The 9,695-nt window shown below is 54.3% G+C and carries 9 protein-coding genes and 2 pseudogenes; 4 read left to right on the forward strand and 7 right to left on the reverse strand.

The genetic code is table 11. The features are described from left to right. The 4 genes and pseudogenes from ABF824_RS14190 to ABF824_RS14205 form a co-directional block, all read right to left on the reverse strand. Positions 1–257, reverse strand: a pseudogene (locus ABF824_RS14190) (MFS transporter); the annotation flags it as partial. A gap of 297 nt (positions 258–554) precedes the next feature. Next, complete coding sequence (yghU, locus tag ABF824_RS14195; RefSeq protein WP_415489657.1) at positions 555–1,433, reverse strand: glutathione-dependent disulfide-bond oxidoreductase; 879 nt, start codon at positions 1,431–1,433, stop codon at positions 555–557. Next, a complete protein-coding gene (locus ABF824_RS14200) occupies positions 1,430–2,149 on the reverse strand; it encodes a glutathione S-transferase family protein (RefSeq protein WP_415489659.1) in 720 nt (239 codons plus the stop codon). The genes yghU and ABF824_RS14200 overlap by 4 nt, the downstream gene beginning before the upstream one ends. A 109-nt stretch (positions 2,150–2,258) precedes the next feature. Continuing rightward, complete coding sequence (locus ABF824_RS14205) at positions 2,259–2,936, reverse strand: peroxiredoxin-like family protein (protein ID WP_415489660.1); 678 nt, start codon at positions 2,934–2,936, stop codon at positions 2,259–2,261. A gap of 101 nt (positions 2,937–3,037) precedes the next feature. Here ABF824_RS14205 and ABF824_RS14210 point away from each other — a divergent pair, with 101 nt between their 5' ends. Next, positions 3,038–3,934 (forward strand): LysR family transcriptional regulator, encoded by an 897-nt coding sequence (locus tag ABF824_RS14210; protein ID WP_415489662.1) that lies wholly within the window; start codon positions 3,038–3,040, stop codon positions 3,932–3,934. Positions 3,935–3,948: 14 nt separating this feature from the next. Here the strand turns inward: ABF824_RS14210 and ABF824_RS14215 are convergent, their stop codons facing one another. Beyond that, positions 3,949–4,632, reverse strand: coding sequence for a YoaK family protein (locus ABF824_RS14215; RefSeq protein WP_415489667.1), 684 nt, complete (start codon positions 4,630–4,632; stop codon positions 3,949–3,951). Positions 4,633–4,854: 222 nt separating this feature from the next. On the opposite strand from ABF824_RS14215, the gene ABF824_RS14220 reads away from it, so the two are divergent. Next, entirely contained in the window at positions 4,855–6,162 is a 1,308-nt protein-coding gene (locus tag ABF824_RS14220) for a chloride channel protein (RefSeq protein WP_415489663.1), read from the forward strand. Here the strand turns inward: ABF824_RS14220 and ABF824_RS14225 are convergent. Next, positions 6,151–6,699: pseudogene (locus ABF824_RS14225) on the reverse strand (cation:proton antiporter); the annotation flags it as partial. The gene ABF824_RS14220 and the pseudogene ABF824_RS14225 sit on opposite strands and share 12 nt — an antisense overlap. Before the next feature lie 119 nt (positions 6,700–6,818). Continuing rightward, on the reverse strand, positions 6,819–7,316 hold the full coding sequence (locus tag ABF824_RS14230; protein WP_415489664.1) for a MarR family winged helix-turn-helix transcriptional regulator: 498 nt from the start codon (positions 7,314–7,316) through the stop codon (positions 6,819–6,821). A 131-nt stretch (positions 7,317–7,447) separates the two neighbouring features. Here ABF824_RS14230 and ABF824_RS14235 point away from each other — a divergent pair, with 131 nt between their 5' ends. After that, positions 7,448–8,446: an MFS transporter gene (locus ABF824_RS14235; RefSeq protein ID WP_415489665.1), complete on the forward strand. Its 999-nt coding sequence runs from the start codon at positions 7,448–7,450 to the stop codon at positions 8,444–8,446. A 146-nt stretch (positions 8,447–8,592) separates the two neighbouring features. After that, positions 8,593–9,393 carry an alpha/beta fold hydrolase gene (locus tag ABF824_RS14240; protein ID WP_415489666.1) on the forward strand — a complete coding sequence of 267 codons (801 nt, stop codon included), beginning with the start codon at positions 8,593–8,595 and terminating at the stop codon, positions 9,391–9,393. Positions 9,394–9,695 lie beyond the last annotated feature (302 nt).

Below are 9,695 nucleotides of genomic sequence, written 5' to 3' on the forward strand. Positions count from 1 at the left end.
TTCGTCGTGTGATCAATCAGCGCGCCCGCGGGAATGGTGGCGAGCATTCCGGCAACTCCACCCACGGTCATGACGGTTCCGATCGGTCCCGTCTGCCAGCCGTGACGCTGAAGAAAAACGCCCAGAAAGGGTCCTATTCCCGCCTGGACGTCCGCCATGAAAAAATTGAGAGCGCATAAGGCGAACAGAGCCCGATTGAGCCCTGGAATAGCAGGAGTTTCGTCAGCAACGACTGTGGCAGTACGGGGCGGGGTCATCACGTTCTCTTCGTTTAGCAGCAAGCTTTAACTGCGTTCGAGAGAATAAGTTACAAAACTATTTTTCTGGTGCTTTCTGTCGAATTTATTGAAGTAATTATCAATGCCACTCTTCAGACAAAGTCGTTCAAGCAGGAAAATGTCCGCTCTCGGAAAATGCTTTTTTTACTCTCTAATATCGTGAGTGAACGCGACTACCTCTATCTAATCCTGCATCACTAAGCGCGCAGACAGGTCAGGGGGAAAGGTGGAATGTCCAATTTCAGAAGTGCTTGAAAGAATCCGTAAGTCGATGATCTATATCTTGTCACCAAGACGATCCTGCGTTTTTGTCTCGAAATCAGAAGCGTCATGACGTTCATGAAGTTGGCTTGAGAGGTCTCCGGATGTCCGGTTGACCATACGGCCACGCTGAACGGCAGACCGTTCCAGAAGTCGGTCTGCCCATGCTTTGAGATGGGGATAGTCCTGAACGCTTAAGAACGTGGCCGCATCATTATAGAGCCAACCCTCTACCAGGCCACCGTACCACGGGAAAATGGCCATATCGGCAATTGTGTATTCTTCGCCAGCGATGAAGGGGCTTTCTGCAAGACGCCGATTAAGCACATCCAGTTGTCGCTTGGCTTCCATAGCAAACCGATTGATCGCGTATTCGATTTTCTCTGGCGCATAAACATAGAAATGCCCAAAACCGCCACCGATATAAGGCGCGCTGCCCACCTGCCAGAAGAGCCAGTTCAGGCAGGCCGTCCGAGAGGCGATATCCTTGGGGATGAAGGCACCGAATTTTTCAGCCAGATACAGCAGGATTGACCCAGATTCAAAAACGGCCAGAGCCTGATCGCCGCTGTGATCGACAAGAGCTGGAATTTTGGAGTTTGGATTGATCTCCGTAAAGCCGGAGCCGAACTGATCCCCTTCGCCAATGCGAATAAGCCATGCGTCATATTCGGCCTGCGTATGACCCGCAGCAATCAGTTCCTCAAGCAGGATCGTGACTTTGACGCCATTGGGTGTGCCAAGAGAATAGAGCTGGAGCGGATGACGGCCAACGGGAAGGACCTGCTCGTGGGTTGCGCCGGCAGTCGGGCGGTTCGTACTGGCAAATTTGCCGCCAGTTGGCGCCGTCCATGTCCAGACTTTGGGAGGTGTATAATCTGAGGGTCTGCTCATGAGATTGTTCCTTTTGACACCGGGGAAAAACTGGTCGGATACATGGCCTGACGCGCATCTTCATCCATGATGGTCTTGAATGCGTGCCCTTTCATGATGACATGGGCACGATCGACTGCAGGACGCGCGTTCATCATCTCCATGAAACGGCCAAGATTGGGCCAGTGTTCAAGTGGCCTGTCTTCACCTTTGATGATCCGTGCTGCCCGTTCCAGCCAGCCCCATGCCGACATGTCCGCAATCGTATAATGATCGCCGACAATGAAAGATCGCCCTTCCAGATGATCGTTCAGGATCTGATAATGCCGCTTCGCTTCACGACGGTATCGATGGACCGCATAGTCCAGACCTTCCGGCGCTGCATGCTGGAAATGCACCGCCTGTCCTGAGAAGGGACCAAGACCCGTTGCAACAAACATCAGCCAGGACAGAAGCTGGGGGCGATCCTGCGCCGTTCCGAGGAACTGTCCCGTTTTCTCAGCCAGATAGAGAAGGATGGCTGTGGAATCGAACAGGACTGCGGGACTGCCCTGTGGACCATCCGTGTCTATGAGAGCGGGAACCTTGCCATTGGGATTGATGGCCCGAAACGCGGCATCATGCTGGGCACCACGATAGGTATCGACCGGTACGGCTTCGAAAGGCATTTTTGTTTCAGCCAGAAACAGCGCAATTTTTGCCGGATTTGGACCGGGGCCATAGTAGAAGTGAATCATGGGCCACTCCCTCGGGTTCAGTGCAGGAAAAGCTTTTGCCTGATGGCGACCGGGATAGCTCTGAACTAAAAGCTGATAGGGCCATATCCGGACGCCAAAAGGCTCATAATCAGTTTGCCGAAGCCTGTGTTGCTTTTCGAAGTGCTGGCAGCATGTCTTCCGGCTCCGGGCGTCGGGTATAGTCCGGATTGACCTCGGCATAGAGGATCACGCCGTCCTGCCCGATGACGAAACGACCAGGCATCGGCAGCGTCCAGCTGTCATCACCATTGAAGGACGGAAGATCGTTCTCCAGGTTGGTATAGAGGTCCACCAGATAATCCGGTAACGCGAACCTCAAACCGAACGCTGCTGCAACGTCGTTATGGACATCTGACAGGATGGGGAAATCGAGATGGTTCTGACGGACCGACTTACGACTGTTCACGGTCGTCTGCGGTGAGATGGCAATCAGGCTTGCGCCGAGCTCTCGGAAAGACGGAAGCGCAGCCTCAAGAGCCTGAAGCTCCATGTTGCAGTAAGGGCACCACACACCGCGATAGAAACTGATGACCAGTGGGCCTTTTGAAAGCAGATCTGCGGAGGACACCGGATTGCCCTCAGGGTCGTTCAGAGTGAAGGATGGAGCCTGGTCACCAGCTTTGAGCGTGTTTTCCGCTGCACCCGAAGCAATCAGTTCGGCGGTTGCACGGTTCATGACCGCAATCACCGAAGGAGGAACATTGTAAGGGGGCTTACCCGCTTCGAAATCAGCCTTGAAAGCGTCAAGTTTTGCCTGAAGAGACATGGGTATTTCCTTTGAAATGAGGCGTTGCCTGACGTTAGGCTTTTTGGTTTTGTCAGAGATGATGGCATGGAAGACTATTGGTCATTCCATTGGGGAATATCATGGATCGTTATCAGGCAATGACCACGTTCGTACGCGTGGTGGACACGGGATCGTTCTCGGCCGCTGCACGACAACTCGGGGTGGGACAACCAGCTGTGTCAAAGACCGTCGCGCAGCTTGAGGCGTGGCTTCAGGTCAGTCTACTCATCCGTTCCACACATGGCCTGACGCCGACCGAGGCCGGGCAGAACTTCTACGAACGGGCAAGAAACGCCATTCAGGAGACCGATGAAGCGGAGCTTGCTGCAAAGGGAGCTGGCGCAGGTCTGTCTGGCCGATTGCGGGTTTCGGCAGCAACGACATTTGCAAGGCTGCACATCATACCGAAACTGCCCCGGTTTCTGGCGGATCATCCTCAACTGACCGTCGAGATTATTCTTGATGACCGCATGATCGATCTCGTAGCGGAAGGCGTCGATATTTCCCTGCGGATGGGGACACTCGCGGATTCCATGGCAATCGCCAGAAAGATTGAAACAGGACGACGCTCGGTCCTCGCCACGCCTTCCTACCTCAAACGGTCACCCGTCCTCCACTCTCCGGCAGATCTGGCGAACCATGAGGCGATCATTTACAGCCAGTTACCAAACGTCTGGTCATTCCGGCGAGACGGCGCTGCAGTGTCGGTCTCTGTCAGTGGACGACTTAAGGTCAGCGCTGCGGAAGGGCTCAGGGCCGCCGTTTTGACGGATATGGGACTGACCATTGCGTCCGACTGGATGTTTGCACCAGAACTGGACAATGGCGCCGTTGTTCGTGTTCTTGATGCGTGGTCTCTGCCGACAATTAATCTCTGGGCCGTCTTTCCCACAGGACGAATGGTGACCGCTAAAGCCCGTCAATTCGCAGATTTCGTCGAAAACATTATGAAGACAGCAGACATGCCCTACACATAAGTTAGCAGCTCCTTTCAGTTCTCGTAGCGCCCGTCATGCTCCGATTTCCAGACGTCCCAGTAGAGAAGGCCAAGCAGCGGAAGGGGCCAGAGAAATGGAAAGCTGCCGTGCACTGCCAGTCCGAATGCCGCCATCACGGCCCCCATGAAAAAAGACAGGAAGGACAGCACTGGCAGAAGAATACCTCCTGAAAGCGGAGTAGTTAGTCTGGATGGCGCAAGTTTTGCGGCGGCCCAGGTCGCAACGCCAGATGCGGCTTTCAGAAGATTGGTTGTAATGACGATCGTCGGCATCGGTGTGCCAGAAAATTTCGCAATGGTTTCTCCCTGCACAGCCAGCAGGGCCGGAAGAATCAGGAATTCGCCCCAGTATCGATAGGGAGATGAATGGGCCGCCTGTGCCAGCATCATCAGAATCGTCATAAACATAACACCGTAGGCCGGAAGCCAGAGAAGGCGCGCCAGACTGGTCAGGACCGCACAGATAAAGAAAATCGCCAGCGCACCAACAAGCAGGAAACCATGTGACCAGTTTCCCTGCACGAATGAAGCGCCCATATGCGTGGTGTTTCCAGTCATCGCACCTGCAAAGACACCTCCCAGGTCCACGAAGCTCAGAGCATCTACATATCCTGCAACAAGGCCCAAGATGAAGACGCGGCGGGCGGAAACAGCAATGGGCATAAGGGTAGGCGGCATCATGAATTCCGATATTTGACCCGCTCCAGACAAATCTGGCACGACATTCTTATTCCAGTTTTCCCGTCATCGTCATTATGGCCGAGGAAACTGTTTATACTGCTATGGACGTTTTCTGTGTCTGATATGCCTTCTGCTCCTGTGAAACCATCTGCTCATCACAAGGACAAGATCCATCATCTCAGACGAACAGCGCGCGTCAGGACAACACGCTGGCGCAGGATGAGTGTTTATTGGATCGGCGCTATCCTTGTCGGTCTGACAGCCGTTTTATTCGCTCGGCTGGGTGATCAGTGCGCGGAGCTGCGGACGCGCTTCGTGACGTGGCATCCCTGGGCCATGCTTGTTCTCGCACCTGGGGGCTTCGCCTTCATTACCTGGATGACGCGAACTCTTTTCAAAGGGTCACAGGGATCAGGAATTCCCCAAACAATCGCCACCCTCCACATGGCGAACTACGTCGTCGTTGACCGTATCCTCACACTAAGAATTGCTGCCGGAAAAATCATTCTCACCTGCCTTGGCCTTGTGTGCGGTGCATCCATCGGACGTGAAGGTCCCAGCGTGCAGATTGGGGCATCAATCATGCATGGCTTTTCCCGCCTGCTTGGCCAATCCAATATCGCGTCCAAACGCAGCATGATACTGGCGGGAGGCGCCGCTGGAATGGCCGCTGCTTTCAACACGCCGCTGGCCGGAATTGTCTTTGCTATCGAGGAGCTAGCTCACTCTTTTGAGCAGAAGGCCTCAGGTCATACGTTAACAATTGTTGTTATCTCTGGCGTTACCGCTATCAGCCTTATGGGTAATTACACCTATTTTGGTCATGCCGACGTCAACATCCCTGTTGGAACCGCGTGGATCGCCGTTATCGTCTGCGGCATTGTCGGGGGTCTGATTGGAGGAAGTTTTGCCGCACTGGTCATAAAAGCTTCCAAAGGTTTGCCAGGATCTGTCGGTCGACTGACCAAAGAGCGTCCGATCACATTCTCAGCACTGTGCGGTCTACTGACCGCCCTGATTGGTCTAATATCCAATGGCAGCACTTATGGAACGGGTTACGCGCAGGCAAAGGCAATTTTTGCAGGAACCGACCATTACCCTGCCTCATTTTTCATTCTGAAATATCTCTCGATGCTGGTCTCATACTGTTCGGGCATTCCGGGGGGAATGTTTGCACCTTCACTTGCAATCGGTGCTGGCATCGGCGGATGGATCGAACAGTTTCTGCCGCATACCACGCCCGGTGCAGTCGTGTTGCTGGGGACAGTCGCCTATTTCTGTGGTGTCGCGCAATCGCCTTTAACCGCAACGATTATCGTCATGGAAATCTGCGACAATCAGCAGGTTACGCTTGCACTTCTGGCAACAGCCTTTCTGGCATTTGGTGTCTCTCGGATCGTCTGTCCTCAACCTCTTTATACGGCTTTGGCGAACAGATTTCTGGAAACAATGGACAAACCCTCGGCACGACCAGAGCCCATGCCTATGAAACAGGACTCTGCCTCTGAGGAGAAGTTACCCATCTGAGCTTAAGACGCGGGTTGAGGGGAATAGTCTCCGGACGACCCATTCCATCGTGAGTTCTTGTACGATGATCGTGAATACCACTACGTCGTAACAAACTGGCAACAGCAACTCGCGTAAGTCTCCGGCTGGCAGTCCAAGCGCCAGAGAGACCGAGATGCCGCCACGCAGGCCACCCCATGTCAGGATACCCAGGACGCGGCCCCGTTCCCATTGCCTGAGGTGGGCCGGGAGCGTTGAAAAGAGCACGCTCAAGGCGCGCACAGCAATGGACAGCGGGATAATGGCAAGTGTTGCCAGAACTGCGAACAAATGCGGCTTAGTCTCGAGGACTTCAAAGCCTATCAGCATGAACAACAGGACGTTCAGCACCTCGTCAATCAGGGTCCATGCAACGTCGAGATCCTTGCGAGACGCTTCGTCGAAAACGGAATGGCTATAGCTTGTTCCAAAGCAGAGACCGGCCACCACGACGGCAATCGCTCCGGACATTCCAAGCTGATTGGCGATGCTGAAGGTTCCAGTGGCCAGGGCCAGCGATGCTTCTTTGAGAGGGTACGTTCACCATGACGGCGATAGCTGACTATCTGACGCTGTATTGCTGAGTAAACAGATAGATCACAAATGTTTTGATAAGCAGAGTTTCAGGCATAATGTTCTCACCCTGTCGTTGCTTTTTGCGAAATAATCAGTTTTCCCAAAAGCTGTGAGAGCTGGCTCTGTTCTTCTTCGTTCAGGCCATTCACCACATCATGCTGTGTTTTGACATGCACTTCGACAGCCTGATCGATCGTAGAAAGCCCTCGGGCTGTCAGGCCCACGAGTGTACCTCGTCTGTCAGTGGGGTTTGGGCGTCTTTCGACCAGTCCTAATTTTTCCAGTCGGTCAATCCGGTTTGTCATGCTGCCGGACGAAATCATCGTGGCTTCATAAAGAGCGGTTGGTGTGAGTGCGTAGGGTGCGCCACTCCGCCGGAGTGTTGCCAGCACGTCAAACTCCCCAGGCCGGAGTCCAAAACCAGCAAAAACCGGATTGAGACGATCGCGGGTGATGATCAGCGCGGCTTCTCCCAAACGCCCCAGTAGAACCATGGGGCCTGTTTTCAGATCAGGCAGTTCCTGAGCCCATTGTTCAGCAGCCTTCGTCGCGCGATCCATATCCATCCTCTCTTGACGTCAAGATATATTGTCTCTACGTCAAGATTTATTCCTTTTCCCACCATCCAACAAGCGGCAGAGTAACGAGGGGACTATGACGCGATATTTGGAACCAAGCGTTTTTCCCGAGCGTGATCGTGCTTGTTGCCATCAACCTTCGACCTGTTCTGGCCTCTCTCGGCCCTCTGATGGATGTTATCCAGCATGACACAGGGTTGAATGATACCGATGCGGGATTGCTGACAACGCTTCCAGTGGCCTTGATGGGGGTCTGCCTTCTGTGCGGTTCCCGGCTCCGACCTTTGATTGGGGACCGCAATGGAATTACGGCGGGTCTTGGGCTGATTGGTCTGGCTGGGTTGGGGCGATGGGTGTGTCCACAAGCCGTTGCCATGATGGCGACAGCCATTCTGGGTGGTATCGGGATCGCTCTTGTTCAGGCGTTCATGCCTTCTGTCATCAGGCGTCAGGCCGGGGCCAGAACCGCAAATCTAATGGGACTTTATTCCACGGGCATCATGGGGGGAGCGCTGATCTCCAGTATAGTCAGCCCCTCGATTGCCCGAGCGTCTGGTTGGCCGACAGCATTGGGTCTGTGGAGCCTCTTAGCCGTATTGGGCCTTGCTGCATGGGGTAAATGGCCCGTTTCAGTAAATGCGAGGCGAGTTCCGCTCAGGGAGCAACGCCTTTATCGCGTGCCTCGGGCATGGCTTCTGCTGAGCTTCTTCGGTCTGGGAACGGGGGCTTATACCCTTGTTCTGGCATGGCTGCCGCCTTTCTATACCCACCTTGGCTGGTCGGCGCAGGCGGCAGGAGCGTTGCTCGGCTGTGTCACTTTTGCCGAAGTTCTTGCAGGTATCGCCGTTTCACTCTGGATCCACCGTTGTCCAGATCGCCGCATAGCCCTGTTTGTGGCCATTGGCGCACTGCTGGCAGGTCTGTTGTGTCTATGTCTCGCTCCTCTGACGCTTGTCTGGCCAGCGGCGGTTCTGGCAGGGCTCGGGATCGGGGCTCTTTTCCCGCTTTCCCTTATTGTCGCTATGGATCACGGCGAGCAGCGGCTGATGCTGGAGCAATTGCGGAGTTCGTGCAGGGCGGTGGCTATGTCATCGCGGCCCTGCTGCCGCTGATGGCAGGCATTCTGCGGCAGACCCTTGCCGATCTCACTCCAGCCTGGTGGCTGATGGCTGGCCTCTGTCTGGTCATGATGCTGATGACTATTCGTTTCCGGCCACAAGACCGCATTTCATTCCCCTCCTGAGAGAAGGCAATTCCCATGCCGTTTTATACCGTACAGGGACGCAATAATTATTACATGGAATTCGGAGAGGGACGTCCGGTCCTTCTTCTGCATGGGATCAGTAACTCTGGTCGTGCCTGGGGCCCGCAGATTCCAGCCCTGGTCAAAATGGGTTTTCGGGTCATTGTGCCGGATCATGCGGGGCACGGTGCATCAGGACGTCTGAACGCGCCGTTCAGTGTGAATGATTTCGCCAATGATCTTGAGGTTCTGCTCACCCATCTTGGTGTCGGCAATCTGGATGTCGTGGGTCTCTCACTGGGTGGCATGATAGCGCTGGAACTGGCCTTGCGGTATCCGAACAGGATCGAACGTCTGGTCGTGGCCAACAGCTTCGACAAGACTGCGACAGCCGCATTTCAGGGTATGGCAGAAGGATGGGCTCAGATCTTCGAACAACCGTACGGCTCCATTATCCGCCTTGAACAGAACTGGCCTTCGCTTGTGTCTCCGGCTTTCCAGAAAAGCGCAGAGGGATTACGGACTTACCAGATCTGGCATGGGATCGCCGCTACGGTCGATGGACCTTCTCTGGCGCATGTGGCGCGTGGGATCGGGACATTCGATGTTTCAAAGTGCCTTGGGAAGTTGACGATGCCAACCCTGTTTATCGCGGGTGGTCTCGACAGGATGTCCGTGCCTAAGATCAGTCGTCGCATGGCCAGCAGCGTTGCGAATTCAGATTTTGTATTGATAGAAGGTGCCGCTCATATCTCCAATGTCGATGCAGCCGAAGTGTTCACCACTCAGATGCTGGAATTTCTGCAGAAAGTGTAACCACGAATATTATTTTCTCGCCAAGACAGCTCTATCGAGAGGTGTGCTTTGACACCTCCCAGGATTAATTGGACCCATATCGGTCGATAACGAGGACTATTGCAGACCGTCCGATTTTCAGGAATTCCAAACGGCTGCGCTTATGACCGAGATGAGGCGAAAGCTGTCTGTCTGTTCCACCCTGTGAGCAGGCATACCGTTATTGCTGGTAAATCCCGCCACCTTCGACGTTGCTGGGACAGGCGCACCAACGACAGGAAATAATCATCCGCCCGTTACAGTCCCTGACGCAGCTTGTACGC

Source organism: Acetobacter sp. (assembly GCF_047721705.1).
Classification (GTDB): domain Bacteria; phylum Pseudomonadota; class Alphaproteobacteria; order Acetobacterales; family Acetobacteraceae; genus Acetobacter.

Bases quoted from the DNA above. Each gene is read 5' to 3' on its own strand.
- ABF824_RS14230 (WP_415489664.1), bottom strand. From the start codon at position 7,316: ATGGATCGCGCGACGAAGGCTGCTGAACAATGGGCTCAGGAACTGCCT.
- yghU (WP_415489657.1), bottom strand. From the start codon at position 1,433: ATGAGCAGACCCTCAGATTATACACCTCCCAAAGTCTGGACATGGACG.
- ABF824_RS14200 (WP_415489659.1), bottom strand. From the start codon at position 2,149: ATGATTCACTTCTACTATGGCCCCGGTCCAAATCCGGCAAAAATTGCG.
- ABF824_RS14240 (WP_415489666.1), top strand. From the start codon at position 8,593: ATGCCGTTTTATACCGTACAGGGACGCAATAATTATTACATGGAATTC.
- ABF824_RS14215 (WP_415489667.1), bottom strand. From the start codon at position 4,632: ATGCCGCCTACCCTTATGCCCATTGCTGTTTCCGCCCGCCGCGTCTTC.
- ABF824_RS14205 (WP_415489660.1), bottom strand. From the start codon at position 2,936: ATGTCTCTTCAGGCAAAACTTGACGCTTTCAAGGCTGATTTCGAAGCG.
- ABF824_RS14210 (WP_415489662.1), top strand. From the start codon at position 3,038: ATGGATCGTTATCAGGCAATGACCACGTTCGTACGCGTGGTGGACACG.
- ABF824_RS14220 (WP_415489663.1), top strand. From the start codon at position 4,855: ATGAGTGTTTATTGGATCGGCGCTATCCTTGTCGGTCTGACAGCCGTT.